Annotated in this window: 12 protein-coding genes; 2 read left to right on the top strand and 10 right to left on the bottom strand. The window is 71.1% G+C overall.

Annotation, left to right across the window (positions count from 1 at the left end):
- Positions 1-11 precede the first annotated feature (11 nt).
- From ACGFYP_RS21225 to ACGFYP_RS21215, 3 genes are all read right to left on the bottom strand, one after another.
- On the bottom strand, positions 12-2,585 hold the full coding sequence (locus ACGFYP_RS21225; protein WP_393495775.1) for a DUF4332 domain-containing protein: 2,574 nt from the start codon (positions 2,583-2,585) through the stop codon (positions 12-14).
- A 150-nt stretch (positions 2,586-2,735) separates the two neighbouring features.
- Positions 2,736-3,653: a CopD family protein gene (locus ACGFYP_RS21220; RefSeq protein ID WP_393495594.1), complete on the bottom strand. Its 918-nt coding sequence runs from the start codon at positions 3,651-3,653 to the stop codon at positions 2,736-2,738.
- 84 nt (positions 3,654-3,737) lie between these two features.
- Positions 3,738-3,953 (bottom strand): EF-hand domain-containing protein, encoded by a 216-nt coding sequence (locus ACGFYP_RS21215; RefSeq protein WP_361959342.1) that lies wholly within the window; start codon positions 3,951-3,953, stop codon positions 3,738-3,740.
- Between the two features lie 94 nt (positions 3,954-4,047).
- On the opposite strand from ACGFYP_RS21215, the gene ACGFYP_RS21210 reads away from it, so the two are divergent.
- Entirely contained in the window at positions 4,048-4,686 is a 639-nt protein-coding gene (locus tag ACGFYP_RS21210; protein WP_393495591.1) for a GNAT family N-acetyltransferase, read from the top strand.
- A gap of 191 nt (positions 4,687-4,877) precedes the next feature.
- Here ACGFYP_RS21210 and ACGFYP_RS21205 read toward each other — a convergent pair whose 3' ends face one another.
- The 6 genes from ACGFYP_RS21205 to ACGFYP_RS21180 all read right to left on the bottom strand — a co-directional run bounded on the left by ACGFYP_RS21205 (position 4,878) and on the right by ACGFYP_RS21180 (position 11,349).
- Positions 4,878-6,065 carry a YncE family protein gene (locus ACGFYP_RS21205; protein ID WP_393495588.1) on the bottom strand — a complete coding sequence of 396 codons (1,188 nt, stop codon included), beginning with the start codon at positions 6,063-6,065 and terminating at the stop codon, positions 4,878-4,880.
- A complete protein-coding gene (locus tag ACGFYP_RS21200; protein WP_393495585.1) occupies positions 6,065-6,838 on the bottom strand; it encodes a polysaccharide deacetylase family protein in 774 nt (257 codons plus the stop codon). Before ACGFYP_RS21200 ends, ACGFYP_RS21205 begins: the two co-directional genes overlap by 1 nt.
- Positions 6,839-7,229: 391 nt before the next feature.
- Positions 7,230-7,733 carry an ATP-binding protein gene (locus ACGFYP_RS21195; RefSeq protein ID WP_393495582.1) on the bottom strand — a complete coding sequence of 168 codons (504 nt, stop codon included), beginning with the start codon at positions 7,731-7,733 and terminating at the stop codon, positions 7,230-7,232.
- A gap of 121 nt (positions 7,734-7,854) precedes the next feature.
- Positions 7,855-8,622 carry an enoyl-CoA hydratase/isomerase family protein gene (locus ACGFYP_RS21190; RefSeq protein ID WP_393495579.1) on the bottom strand — a complete coding sequence of 256 codons (768 nt, stop codon included), beginning with the start codon at positions 8,620-8,622 and terminating at the stop codon, positions 7,855-7,857.
- Between the two features lie 95 nt (positions 8,623-8,717).
- Entirely contained in the window at positions 8,718-9,965 is a 1,248-nt protein-coding gene (locus ACGFYP_RS21185) for an Ig-like domain-containing protein (RefSeq protein WP_393495575.1), read from the bottom strand.
- A 163-nt stretch (positions 9,966-10,128) separates the two neighbouring features.
- Positions 10,129-11,349: an Ig-like domain-containing protein gene (locus ACGFYP_RS21180; RefSeq protein ID WP_393495572.1), complete on the bottom strand. Its 1,221-nt coding sequence runs from the start codon at positions 11,347-11,349 to the stop codon at positions 10,129-10,131.
- Positions 11,350-11,514: 165 nt separating this feature from the next.
- Between ACGFYP_RS21180 and glgX the strand changes: the two genes are divergently transcribed.
- Positions 11,515-13,734 (top strand): glycogen debranching protein GlgX, encoded by a 2,220-nt coding sequence (glgX, locus tag ACGFYP_RS21175; RefSeq protein WP_393495569.1) that lies wholly within the window; start codon positions 11,515-11,517, stop codon positions 13,732-13,734.
- A 24-nt stretch (positions 13,735-13,758) separates the two neighbouring features.
- Here glgX and ACGFYP_RS21170 read toward each other — a convergent pair whose 3' ends face one another.
- Positions 13,759-14,307, bottom strand: a complete 549-nt coding sequence (locus ACGFYP_RS21170) for a LuxR C-terminal-related transcriptional regulator (RefSeq protein WP_393495566.1) — start codon at positions 14,305-14,307, stop codon at positions 13,759-13,761.
- Positions 14,308-14,323: the final 16 nt, after the last annotated feature.

Genomic DNA, 14,323 nt, shown 5'->3' with positions numbered 1-14,323 from the left:
TGACCAGCGCGTTACCTTCGTGCGGCGATCAGCCAGAGCCATGGCGGCCGCACTCCGCGTGGTTTCAGTCGCTCCTCGGAGGCCTGGCTGCGGATCCGTTTGACGAGCTGCTTCGGATTCCGGCGGGCTTCTTCGCGAAGAGCCGCGGGGGAAGCGACACCCACTGCGATGAGCAGGTGGAGCATGCCCGGCTCGCTCAGGTCCCGATGGACCTGGGCGAGCATCGCCATGTCGCGGAGCTGGTCGACAACCACGCGGGAGACCTTCAGGTAGGCCGCCAGGTGGTCCCGTTGCGCGGTGCTCCGTGTCCTGCGAACGAGATCGAAGGCGGAGGTGATGCCGGCCTTCGTCAGCGGCTCCTTGTGCGAGGCGAGCACCGACAGGTCCAGGAAGTGCCCGGGCGGGGTACCCACCAGGCGCCTGAACCGGTCGTCGGCCCGAAGGGCGCTGAAACAGGGATCGGTGGCCGCGCTGCTCTTGTCGTCGTCGGTGGCGACCGCGAACCGCAGGTCCTCGACCGCCTCGCCCAGCCGTAGCTCGCGGTCCTGCCCCGGGAGGTCCGCCAGAAAACAGTCCAGGCAGGCGTGGTCGTAGGTCAGCCGTGGTGAGGGAGGCGCCTCCTCATGAGGGTGCAGCCATCCCGCGTCCGCCTGGGGGGCGCGTCCGCACAGCGCCTCGACGCAGTACTTCAGGTTCTCGGCGAAGGGAAGCATCTGTTTGGCCTGCTCGGTCAGCTGCTCTCTCTTCCAAGGGAACGTGCACAGACGGTTCAGCTCCACGACGGACCGCGCTGCTTCCTGCAGCGCGATCCCCTTCTTCTTGTCCTCGGCCACGTAGCCGTTGAGCCATTGCGTGGCACTGCTGTACATGACCCGGATCCGCAGCGGGGCCCAGCCCTCGGCCGCGTCTCCCTTCTCCGCCAGGCCTGAACTGACGTACTGCTGATCGAGAGCCGCCGCGAACGCGGCGTGGTCCGTCTCCTCCGGGGGAATGCGCTTGTAAGCCGCCCACATGTACTCGAAGCGCGCCAGCAGGAAATCGGGGTCCTGATCCATCGCTCGGCTCAGCAGCCCCACGCGTTCCGCAGCCTGATCATCGACCTCGTCGATGAGTGACTTGCTCCGGGCGATGACCTGCAGCGCGACGCTCTTCCAGTGCCGTGCCCCACACAGATCGTCCTGGAGCTCCAGATGCGCCTTGCTGAGGTGCAGCAGGATGAAGGCGGCGGCGCCGGTGAGCATCTGGGCAGAGGCACGATCCCGTCCGGCGGTGCTTTCGGCCTCCTCCGCCCCGGCGGGGATCGCCGCCAGGCCGAGATCAGGTCTGCTGAAGACCACGCTCTGGGCATGGCGGCCGTTGCGGGACAGGCTGATGGAGACGCGGTCGTCGTCCACGAGCGTGACCCGTGCCCTCCAGGTGAGGTCCGGTCTGAGCACGAAGAAGAGACGGGACAGCGCACCCACGACCTTCCCGGCGGGCAGCGCGCTCAGCTCCTCACTGGTGATCTTGCTCAGGGGCGTGGTGGTCAGCGCCGAGGTGGCACGGTCGAGTGCCTTCGGCGACTCGGTGCCGAGCCCCTTCATGCGGGCGAGCAGGTAATCGGTGGCGGCCGCGCTCACCGCGCCGTCGGCCTTCTGCACCTCGACCTGAAGTCGCAGGTTCTGCCCCAACGCGGCCCCCGTCAGCAGGACTCCGACGAACGCGAGGACGATGTAGGCCACCATGAGGCGTGTCTCATGGCCCAGGGGGAGCACGAGCAGGGCGCACGCCACAGCGACCGCGGCAGCCAGGGAGATCAGCAGGCCCAGCCAGTGCCTCCAGTCGTACGGAGGCTTGCTGATCGTCCACAGGACCAGCACGACGGCGCCGAGCGCGATCACCACGATCACGGCGGCCGCGCATCCGATCAGCGGCCCTCCGGTGGTGAACGGTTCGAACATGGCGAAGATCGGCAGCATCGCCCCCGCGCCGAAGATCAGGAAGGAGCCGACGCCACCCACGGTCCATTTCAGAGGAGTCGGCCACGCGACCGCCTTGACCCGCACGAGGGCCCGCGAGGCCAGGCCGGCGAGGGCGTACAGGGCTCCCAACGCGATCACGATGAACAGCAGCAGCCGACCGAGAGGCTTCACCCAGTCGTCGTAGAAACGATCCCAGTTGCTCGACGCGGTGGGGTGCGGAAGTTCCTTGAGCCGTGCCACGCGCGCGATGCCCGCCGCAGCCTTTGCGTTGCCCCGGTCCTTCTCGAGCGCGGATCGGAAATTGAAGAGTGCACCGTCAAGATCTCCTGTACGGATCAGTTGCTGTCCCTCGGTGACCCACCTCGCCGCCAGTTGACGTTGCTCCGCGACGCGCTTCAAGCCCTCGACGGCGCAGTTCTTCTCCCCGTCACCCGCCGCGACCTTGGTGTAGAGCGCCTTCGCCCGATCGAGTGTTCCGGCTTCCCTATGCGCCTTCGCGGTGGCGCAGATCTTCTCCGCCTCAGCATCGAACGGGGCCGACGGGGAGACCGCTCCTGCGGGCGCGACGATCGCCAGGACGATGATCGACCCGGCGGCAGTGGCCTGCGCGACGTGTCTCCACATGGCCAGCACCTCGCAAGAGATCGGACGGCCCCGCCTTCGATGCAGCCGACCCTAGGACGGCGTCCGACGCCCCGCATCGGCACGCCCTCCGGGGTGGGGCCACCCGGAGTAGAACCATGTCAAGGGTGCGAACGCGGCGTGCGGCGCGGCTCAGCGCATGAGCCAGTGGGGGTCCGGGAGCACCGTGAGGATGGCGGAGACCACGACGACCGCGCCCAGTACGCACAGCTCGATCCGGGCCGGGGTCTCCGCGTCCGCGTCGTGCAGGAGGCGGTGCCGGGCGGTCAGGGCCAGGAGGCTGGCTGTGGCCACCAGGGCCAGTTTGGCCAGGAGGACCCTGCCGTAGGCCGTCGTGAGGACGAGGTCCAGGGGGAGGCGGCGCAGGGTCGAGCAGGTGCCGGTGACCACCAGGGCGGTGAAGATCCAGGCGGCGACCCGGGCGTAGCGGAGGAGGACGGCCCGGTCCCCGCCGCGAAGTCGTAGCGTCCGCAGGACGTACAGCAGGCCGCCGCACCAGAGCGAGGCCGCCGTCAGGTGGACGACCGTGAGGGTGACGCCCACCGCCGGGGAGGTCGGTTCGGGGTGGGCTCGGAGGGCTTCCGCGCCGACCACGACCGCCAGGGGGGCCAGGGCCAGGCCCGGGCGGCGGCTCGCGGCGCAGAGGGCCGCGAAGGCGAAGGCGTTCGCCGTGACGAGGAGCAGTTTGCCCTCGCGGGTGGCGTAGACCGTGGTGAGGCCCAGGCCGCTGACCGCGGCGAAGAGGAGAATCAGGCCGGCCGTCGCGGCCGCTCCGGCCACCGAGGCGGGCGCCGACCAGCTGCGTGGCAGCGGGCCGTCCCTGGCCAGCCGGACGCCGGCGAGTTCGCCCAGATGGACGGCGAGCGCGACGAGGACGAGGAGCCGCAGGAGGCTCGTGGTGCCGGCCGCCGGGACGCGGAGTTCCCCGGTGCCCGTCTGGGCGACGCCGGCGCCTATGAGGGCGAGCAGGGCGGCGGCCAGGACGGCTATGACGGCGAGCGCGGCGGCCGTCGGACGTATCGAGGTACGTGCGGATCCGGTGGGCGTCACCGCTCGATCGTCACCGGCGCCCGGACGGGCGGCAACTCACGTGCGTACGCACGGAGTACACGCCGCCCGCCCTGCTCCGGAGGGTCAGGCCTTGCTGAGGTGGGCCCAGAACTCGTCCCAGGAGAGCTTGCCGTCGCTGTTGTCGTCCCGCTGCTTGATGAGCGCCTCCGCGACCGTCTCGGTGACGTTGAAGTCACCCAGCTGGGCCATCACGCTCTTGTACTCGGCAGCGGTGATGAAGCCGTCCTTGTCCACGTCGAACCGCTCGAACGCCGTGCGTGCCGACTCGATGTCCGCCACTGTTTCCGCCCCTTCTCGATGCTTCGATGACGGGGGCCAGATTATCGGGCGACCCGCCCGGACCGGGCGTCGGGCCTTGGTGGATCATGGAGATATGAGCGACGACGTGGCACGGATCCTGGCGGCGGCGGCACGGGGGCAGTTCCCGCCGCCGGACGGTTCGACGACGGTCGTCCCCCAGCCGAGCACCCGGGACGCGGGGGTCCTCGCCTTCACCGCGCACTCGGTCGTCTTCACCGACCAGGATCCGGAGTGGGTACGGGCGGAGCTGGCGGCCACGTCGAGCGATCCGCTGGCCGCCTCGATGAACCCCGGGTTCCTTCTCGCCCTGATGGCGCGTACGGGCCGCCGCATGGACTGCGTCGACCTGCTGACGGTCGCCACGGCGCTGCCCGGCGAGCCCGAGCTGCCGCTGCGGGAGATGGCGGACGCGGAGTACGGCCGCGTCGCGCGGGCGAGGAAGTACCGCGACGACGTACGGGTCTGGGCGGCCGACGGCGGAGTGCTGATCCTGGGCCGGGGCGTGGCGGGCCGCTGGGAGGCGGCGATCGAGGTGGACGAGGACGCCAGGCACCGTGGGATCGGCCGGGCCCTCGCCCTCGCCGCCCGGCACCTGACGCCGGACGACGTGGTCTGGGCGCAGCAGGCCCCGGGCAACGCCCGCAGCGTCCGGGCCTTCCAGGCGGCGGGCTACCGCCCGGTGGCCTCGGAGGCCCTGTTGGTCGCGCGCTGAGCCCGGGGGCGGGGGACGCACCCCGTCGTGGGCTGAGCCCCGGGGCGGGGACGCCCCCTCGCGCGCTGAGCCCAGGGGACACCCCCGTCGCGCGCTGAGCCCAGGGGACACCCCCGTCGCGCGCTGAGCCCAGGGGACACCCCCGTCGCGCGCTGAGCCCAGGGGACGCCCCTGTCGCGCGCTGAGCCGAGTCAGCGGAAGATGCCCGTGTGGCCCAGCGAGTACCTGCCCGGCTGCGGGTAGACCGCCAGGCCGTGCGGGCCGCCGCCGACCGGGATGCGGGCCAGCTGCTTGCCGGTCGTCGTGTCGATCGCGTAGACCTCGGAGTCGTAACGGCCTGACAGCCACAGCACCTTGCCGTCGGCCGAGACGCCGCCCATGTCCGGGGAGCCGCCGTCCGGCAGCCACCACTTCTTCGTCAGCCGGTTCGCGGCGAAGTCGAAGACCGAGACGGAACCCTCGCCCCGGTTGGGGACGTACATCTCCTTGGAGTCGCGGGAGATGTAGAGGCCGTGGCAGCCCTTGCCGGTCGGCAGGAGCCGCGGAGTCGTGAACTTCTCGCCGTCGAGGACCCACATGCCGTGGGCCATCATGTCGGCGATGTAGAAGGTCTTGCCGTCCGGGGAGATCTTGACGTCCTGCGGCATGGCGCCCTCGAAGGGCAGCCGCTGCTGGCCGACGACCTCCATCTTCTCCGTGTCGACCTTCAGGAGTTCGCCGGAGAACTCGCAGGAGACGACGAAGTACCGGCCGTCGGCGGAGAAGTCGGCGTGGTTGACGCCGTAGCAGGAGACCGGGACGGTCTTCTTCCGTTCCATCGTGTGCGGGTCGCGGAAGACCAGCTCGCGGTCGAGGGAGGCCATGACGACGGCGTACTTCCCGTTGGGCGTGAAGTACAGGTTGTACGGGTCGTGGACCTCGACGGGCTTGCCCGCGACGCCGGTGGCCGGGTCGATGGGGGTGAGCGTGTGGCCCCGGTTGTTGTTGACCCAGAGGGTCTTCATGTCCCAGGACGGCACGACGTGCTGCGGCTGGATGCCGACCGGGATCGTCTCGATGACCTTGTACGTCGCCGGGTCGATGACGGAGACGGTGTTGGAGTTGGTGTTGGGGACGTAGACCCGGCTGGGGAAGCCCTTGACGACGGGCGAGAGCTTGCCCGGACGGTCGGCCGCGTAGATGTCGTTCGGGTCGAGGACCGGCGGCATGCCCGGCAGTCCCGCGGGTGCGGCCTTCTTCGGTACGGCGGGGAGCGCGGCGGCCTCCTCCTTGGCGCCGCCCCGGGGCTCGGCGGCCCTGTCGGCGGTGCCGCACCCGGCGAGCGCGGCGAGCAGCGCGGCGGCGAGGAGGCTCTTGGTGCGCGTGGTGAGAGGCAGCATCAGGTCAGCAGCTCCGTGGTCGTCACCGCGCGCAGGCCGCGGCGGTCGAGGTCGGCGAGGAGGGGCGGCAGGGCGGCGAGGGTGTCCGCGTAGCCGAGGTGCAGGCTCACCACGGATCCGCCGCGGACCTGGCCGGTGACGGTGCGGACGACGGCCGGGGCGCCGGGTGAGGTGTGGTCGAGGGAGTCGACGTCGTACGAGAGGACGTGCGGGTAGCCGGCCCGGAGGGCGGCCCGGCGGACGGCCTCGCCGGCGTGCTGGGTCCTGGAGGGCCGGAACCAGGTGCCGATGGAGCCGGTGAGGCGGCGCAGTCGGGTGGCGCAGGCGGCGATCTCGGCGTGCGCCTCGTCCTCCGTCATCGCGTCGACGTCGAGGTGGCGCTGGGTGTGGTTGCCGAGGTCGTGGCCGCCGTCGAGGACGCGGCGGGCGAGGTCGGGGTACGCGTCGAGCCACTCGCCCACGGCGAGGACGGTGACCCGGGCCCCGCCCTTCTCGGCCTCGGTGAGCACGGCGCGGGCGAGGTTCGGGTCGCCCTGGCCGTGGAAGGTGAGGGCGACCCGGGGGCGGTCGCGCGGGCCGCTGACGATCTCGGCGGGAAGGCCGGGGAAGCGGCGGGGCGCCGGGGCGCCGACGGGCCTGGGGGCCGGGGCGGGGCCTCGGGGTGCGGGGCGGGTCTCCGTGTCGCAGGCGGTGGTGAGGGCTCCGGCGACGGCTCCCGCGAGGGCGGCCGCCGCACCTGCCCGGAGCGCGCCGCGACGGTCGGTGAGGGTCACGCGCCCATTAAAGGGGCGGGCTGTCCGAAAAATAACGATTGAGCCAATTCAGGACGTTTACAGGTTCGCGCCGGGCGTCCGGCATGCGGACAGGGCGAGGAAACACCCGATGAAGGCCATACTTATTCACCATTTACAAGGCGGGTGCTTCAGGTCACCAATGATTCATCGGCGAACCATACCGGTTTGACCGATTTTGACCTGATAGGGACTTTTGGCGGCAAGGCCACCTGTCTGCCATAGTCGGAGCCACGACCCCCATTGACCCGGGCCAGGTCGTTCGAGCACCGTGGATTACACCCCCCCGATCCGCGGCGCTCCCTACACAGAAGCCCCCTCACGGGGGTTTTTGTGTATCGGCGGCCCGATGCGGATCAGCGGTCGACGCGAATCAGCGGTCCGACACCCGCATCTCGAACCAGGTGGTCTTGCCGCGCGGCTGCAGGTCCACGCCCCAGCGGTCGGAGAGCTTGTCGACGAGGAAGAGGCCGCGGCCGCTGATGTCCATCTCCTGTACGGGCATCAGACAGGGCAGACCGCGCGAGGGGTCGCGGACCTCGATCCGGATCCAGCCACGACGGCGGAGCAGCCGCAGGGCGAAGACGCGCGCCCCGGTGTGCCGGACGGCGTTCCCGACGAGTTCCGAGACGAGTAAGACCGCGTGCTCCGCGATCTGCGGCGTCAGGGCCCACTGACGGAGCACCACACACTGCGTGAGCCGGCGGGCGACGGCGGCGGACTCGGGGCGGGACGGCAACCGGACGTCGTCGTCGGCCGGGTTTCCGTACAACTCCAGCGCTTTGAGGGCCTGTTCGTCCTCGGCGGTCGGTACCCAGCGTGCGGCGGTCGCACCGCCGTGCTGCCGCGGTTGTTCCACACCCTCCAGGCCCGCCATGCCCCCATCATGGCCGCACGGACGGGGCCGCGTGGCCGTTCCGGAGGAATCCGTACCCCGGAATCGACAATTCCGCGAGATTCCTCCGGCATATGCCAGCGGCCAGAAGGCTGAGCGGCCGTCAGGCGAACTTCGCCTTGCCCGGACCCTCCTCGACGAAGCTCCGCATCCCGGTCTCCCGGTCCTCGGTCGCGAACAGGCCCGCGAACCAGGTGCGTTCGATCGCGAGGCCGGTGTCGATGTCGGCCTCCAGACCCTGGTCGATCGCCTCCTTCGCGGCGCGCAGCGCGATGGCGGGGCCCTGGGCGAGCTTCGCGGCCCAGGCGTGCGCCTGCTCGTACACCTCGGCCGCCGGGACGACACGGTCCACCAGACCGAGCGTCAGGGCCTCGTCCGCCTTGACCATCCGGCCGGTGAAGATGAGGTCCTTCGCCTTGGAGGGGCCCACGAGCCGGGAGAGCCGCTGGGTGCCGCCGGCGCCGGGGATCAGGCCGAGCAGGATCTCGGGCTGGCCGAGCTTGGCGTTGTCGGCGGCGATCCGGTAGTCGGCGCAGAGCGCCAGCTCGCAGCCGCCGCCCAGCGCGTAACCGGTGATCGCGGCGACGACGGGCTTGGGGATGCGGGCGATCGCCGTGAACGCGTCCTGGAGCGCGCGCGACCGCTTCACCATGGCCGCGTGGTCCATGACCTGCATCTCCTTGATGTCCGCGCCGGCCGCGAAGACCTTCTCGCCGCCGTACAGGATCACCGCCCGCACGTCGTCACGGTCGCTCGCCTCCTGGGCCAAGTCGCGCAGCCGGTCCTGGACGGCGATGTCGAGCGCGTTCATCGGGGGGCGGTCGAGGCGGATCGTGCCGACGCCTTCGGCGACTTCGAGGTTCACAGTCATGGAGGGAAGGTTAGTGGGCGTTAACGCCGAGGGGCCCGGTGCCGTTGGTCACAGCACCGGGCCCCTTCGGAAGGGTCTGCTCGATCGAGCGGGTCCTACTTGATCCACTCCGACCAGGACATGTTCCAGCCGTTGAGGCCGTTGTCCGGGGCGATCTGCTTGTCCTTCGAGTTCTTCACGACGACCACGTCACCGATGAGCGAGCGGTCGTAGAACCAGGCCGCCGGGGTGGAGCCGTCGCCCGCGCCGCGCGTGTCGCGCAGGCCGACGCAGCCGTGGCTGACGTTGGCGGAGCCGAAGGTCCCGGACGAGGCCCAGTAGTTGCCGTGGACGAAGGTGCCCGAGGTGGACAGGCGCATCGCGTGCGGCACGTCCTTGATGTCGTACTCACCGCCGAAGCCGACCGTGGCGCCGTTCATCCGGGTCACCTTGTACTTCTCGCTGATGACCATCTGACCGTTGTACGTGGTCGTGGACGGCGCGCCCGCGGTGATCGGGATCGTCTTGATGATCTTGCCGTCGCGCTCGACCTTCATGGTCTTGGCGCCGGCGTCGACCGTGGAGACCTGGCGGCGGCCGATGGTGAAGGTGACCTTCTTCTTCTGCTTGCCGTAGACACCGGGGCGGCCCTCGACGCCGTCCAGGTTCAGCTCGACGGTCACCTTGGTGCCGGCGGCCCAGTACTCCTCCGGGCGGAAGTCGAGGCGGTCGTTGCCGAACCAGTGGCCCTCGATCTCGACCGCGGGCGACGCGGTCACCTTGATGGCCTTCTCCACGGCCTCCGGGTCGGTGATGCCCCGGGTGAAGCGGATGGAGACCGGCATGCCGACGCCGACGGTCGAACCGTCCTCCGGCGTGTAGTGGCCGATGAAGGTGTTCTTCGGGGTCAGCGTCGTGAAGGTGGTGTCCTTGGCCGACTCACGACCCTCGGCGTCCTTCGCGACCGCGTGGACCTTGTACTCCGTACCCGCCGCGAGGTGTCCGACGGGCTGCCAGCTGGCGCCGTCCGCCGAGATCTTGCCCTCGACCTCGGCACCCTTGGTGTCCGCGACCGTGACCGTCGTCAGCTTGCCCTGCTCGGCCGTGACCTTCAGCGCGCCGCTCGTGGCGACGGAGTCCGCGCCGTCCTTCGGGGCGATCGTGACGACCGCCTGCGACGCGGTGATCTCCTGCTTGCCGCCGCCGTCCTTGCCCGGCTCCTGTCCGCCCCCCTTGGCGCCGGTGGCGTCACCGCCACCGCACGCGGTCAGGACGAGGAGCAGCGCTCCCGTCGCCAGCGCCCCCAGGCGGCTGCCGCGGCGCCTCCGTCCGGTGGTCGCTCCGGATATCGGCTGCCCGTTCACTATGGTGTTCTCCCCTCGCACGACCCGGCACTGCCTGGGCCCCACCCCCGTGCACATCCGCTCGCGCACACGGCGCTAGATAATCACACCGGAAGACACGAAAGTTCCACGCGAATGTCACCGTTCAGTCCCAGTTCGCACGGGGTTGGGGCACCTGCCCGTGTCATCGCAGGGCGGAACCCGCCTTCCAGTCCTCCCACTCCATGTTCCAGCCTCCGAGGCCGTTGTCGGGAGCGACCTTTCGGTCACGGGAGTTGACCACCTCGACCACGTCGCCGATGAGCGTTCGGTCGAAGAACCAACCCGCCGGGGAGTCCGCGCTGCCGCCCTTCTCGTCCCGCAGACCGACGCAGCCGTGGCTGACGTTGGCCGAGCCGAAGGTGGAGGGCGCGGCCCAGTAGTTGCCGTGCAGGAAGGTCCCGGACTCGGTCAGCCGCATCGCGTGCGGCACGTCCTTGATGTCGTACTCGCCGCCGAAGCCGACCGTGCGACCGTCCATCCGCGTCACGTCGTACAGCTCCGTGACGACCATCTTCCCGTTGTACGTCGTCGTCTTCGGCGCCCCTGCCGTGATGGGCAGCGTCGCGAGCAGCTCGCCGTCCCTGCGCACCTCCATGGTGTGCTCGGCCGCGTCGACGAGGGAGACCTGGGAGCGCCCGACCGTGAACCCGACGCGCTTGCGCTGGATGCCGTACACGCCCGGAGCGCCCTCGACGTCGCGCAGCTCCAGGTCGACGGTCACCTTGGTGCCGGGCCGCCAGTACTCCGCCGGGCGGAAGTCGAGCCGCTCCTTGCCGAACCAGTGGCCGACCACATCGACCGGCGGGTCGGAGGTCACCTTGATGGCCCGCTCCACGGCCTCGCGGTTCTCGATCGCGCGGTTGAAGGCGAAGGAGACGATCATGCCGGTGCCGACAGTGGAACGGTTCTCCGGCTTGAAGTAGCCGATGAAGCGGCGCTCGGGCACGACGGTGGTGAAGGTGGTGTGCCGGGCGGAGCGCCTGCCGTGCCCGTCGAGTGCCACGGCGTCCACGCTGTACTTGGCCGCGAGGGCCAGCCGGGAGTCCGGCTTCGGCCGCCAGCGCAGCCCGTCCTCGCTGATCTCGCCGGGCACCTCGGCCCGCTGGGCGTCCTCGACCTGGACGACGGTGACCCGTTCCAGTCGTCCGCTGTCGACCCTGACCTCGATCGGGCCCTCGGCCGATACGCCCTTGGTGCCGTCCTCGGGACTGACCCGGATGACGTCGCCAGGGGCCCGCGCCTTCCCGGGCAGGGGGAGGTCGATCCCACCGCCGCTCTCGCCCGTGCCGGTGCAGCCCGCCACACCCGCCATCAGTGCCGCCACCGCGAGGGCGCGGCCCGCCCGCTTCCATACGTGTCTCACGACCGGCCCAACGACGGCCACCCTCCAGGGGAAACGTGCGTGCGGGTCATGTTGGGAGTACGGCGGTACGGGCAGAACAGGTGGAGGACCCCGTGCGGGGAGCCGCGGCCGGGACGCCGCGGGTCCGCGCCGTGCGGGGACCGACGAGCCGCGGGAGGCCGACAGGTGTCGAGCGCAGCCGAGCAGGAGGCGGTACGGGACGGAGGGGGGCTCTCCCCTGCCCGGGAGCGGTCCCGGCCGCCCGCGGTGTGGCCGGGTGCGCCGACGCCGCTGGGGGCGCGCTGCCGGGTCGGGCCCGACGGGGTCGCCGGCACCAACTTCGCGCTGTGGGCCGGCGGGGCGGAGGCCGTCGAGCTCTGTCTCTTCGACGCGGACGGGACCGAGCGGCGGCTGCCGCTGACCGAGCTGACCCACGAGATCTGGCACGGCTTCGTGCCCGGGGTGGGCGCGGGTCAGCGGTACGGCTTCCGGGTGCACGGCCGCTGGGACCCCTGGACGGGCGCCCGCTGGAATCCGGCCAAGCTGCTCCTGGACCCGTACGCGCGGGCGGTCGACGGCGACTTCGCGCTGCCGCCCGAGGTGTACGGGCACGTGCGGGACTGGCCGCAGCAGCACGTGGCCGACACCGTGCGGGACGACCGGGACTCGGCCCCGCACGTGCCGAAGGGGGTCGTCGTCCTGGACGACGACGACTGGGCGGACGACCGCAGGCCGAAGACGCCCTGGCCGGACTCGGTCATCTACGAGCTGCACGTGAAGGGGTTCACCAAGCTCCACCCGGGCATCCCCGAGGAGCTGCGCGGCACCTACGCGGGGCTCGCGCACCCGGCGGCCGTCGAGCATCTCGTACGGCTCGGGGTGACGGCGGTGGAGCTGCTGCCGGTGCACCAGTTCGCACACGAGGACCACCTGCTGCGGCGCGGGCTGCGCAACTACTGGGGGTACAACTCCATCGGCTACTTCGCCCCGCACGCCGGCTACTCCTCGTCGGGGACCACCGGGCAGCAGGTCGGCGAGTTCAAGCGGATGGTGCGGGCGCTGCACGAGGCCGGGATCGAGGTCATCCTCGACGTGGTCTACAACCACACGGCCGAGGCGGGCGAGCTGGGGCCGACGCTCTCGCTGAAGGGCATCGACAACCGCGGCTACTACCGGCTCCAGTCCGACGCCCGCCGGTACGCCGACTACACCGGCTGCGGCAACACGCTGCACGTCGTCCAGCCGCAGGTGCTGCGGCTGATCACCGACTCGCTGCGGTACTGGGTGACGGAGATGGGCGTCGACGGCTTCCGCTTCGACCTGGCGGCCGCCCTCGCGCGCTCGATGCACGACGTCGACATGCTCTCGCCCTTCCTCGCGGTCATCGCCCAGGACCCGGTCCTGCGACGGGTCAAGCTGATCGCCGAGCCGTGGGACGTCGGCAACGGCGGCTACCAGGTGGGCGCGTTCCCGCCGCTGTGGACGGAGTGGAACGACCGCTACCGCGACGCCGTACGGGACTTCTGGCGCGGCGCCCTGCCCGACGTACGGGACCTCGGCTACCGGCTCTCCGGATCGAGCGACCTCTACGCGTGGGGCGGGCGGCGGCCGTACGCCTCGGTCAACTTCGTCACCGCGCACGACGGCTTCACGCTGCGGGACCTCGTCACCTACGAGCGGAAGCACAACGAGGCCAACGGGGAGGGCAACCGGGACGGCACGAACGACAACCGGGCCTGGAACTGCGGGGCCGAGGGCGAGACCGACGACCCCGCCGTGCAGGGGCTGCGGCTGCGGCAGCTGCGGAACCTGCTGACCACCCTGCTCCTGTCGACCGGAGTGCCGATGCTGGTCGCGGGCGACGAGATGGGGCGCACGCAGGGCGGCAACAACAACGCGTACTGCCAGGACGACGAGACGAGCTGGCTGGACTGGTCGCTGCCCGAGGACCCGGGGCGGGCGGAGCTGCTCGCGCTGACCCGGCGGCTGCTCGCGCTGCGCCACCGCCATCCGGTGCTGCGCCGCCGCGCGTTCTTCTCCGGCCGCCCGCAGGGCGCGGACGGGCTGCGGGACCTGGCGTGGTTCACGGCGGACGGCACGGAGATGACGGAGTCCGACTGGTACGCGCCCGCGGCCACGCTGGGCCTCTACCTCTCGGGCCGGGACATCCCGGGCCGGGACGAGCGCGGCGAGCAGGTCACCGACGACAGCTTCCTTGCGATCCTGCACGCGGGCCCGCGCCCGGCGGAGTACCGGCTGCCGGGGCCACCGTGGGCGGAGTCGTACGAACTGGTCCTGGACACGGCCCTGGAGGACCAGACGCACGCCCCGGAGACCGTGTACGCGGGCGGGGCGACGGTGACGGTGGGGGCCCGGTCGGTGTGGCTGCTGCGGGTCGGGGGGTGAGGGGCGGCGGGGGACGGCCGACGGTCAGGCGCGGCCGAGGATGCCGCGCTCGTACGCCACCGCGACGGCGGCCGCCCGGTCCTTGACGCCCAGCTTGGCGTAGATGTGCGTCAGATGGGTCTTCACCGTCGCCTCGCTGATGAACAGCTCGACGGCGATGGCGCGGTTGGAGGTGCCCTTGGCGACGAGTTCGAGGACCTCGCGTTCGCGGGCGGAGAGCGACTCGTCCACGGGCGCGGCGGGGGTGCGGACGCGGGAGACGAGCCGGGAGGCGACGGCAGGGGAGAGCACGGTCCGGCCCTCGGCGGCGGCCCGGACCGCCGCGAACAGCTCCTCGCGGGGCGCGTCCTTGAGGAGGTAGCCGGTGGCGCCCAGGTCGAGCCCGCCGACCCGCACGGTCCCGGCGTCCGGCGTCCGCAGCCCCTCGACGCACTCGACGGTGGTGGTCTTGCCTGCCCCGTTGGGGCCGAGGATCCCGAAGATCTCCCCTTCGTCGACGGTGAACGAGACCCCGTCGACGACGACCTTCTCCCCGTAGGCCTTGCGCAGGCCCCGTACTTCGATCATTGGCATGGCTCAAGGCTGTCGC

Source organism: Streptomyces sp. NPDC048370, assembly GCF_043200825.1.
Lineage (GTDB): Bacteria > Actinomycetota > Actinomycetes > Streptomycetales > Streptomycetaceae > Streptomyces.
Note: the sequence above shows the minus strand (reverse complement) of the source record. Positions and strands in the feature narration are given on the sequence as shown.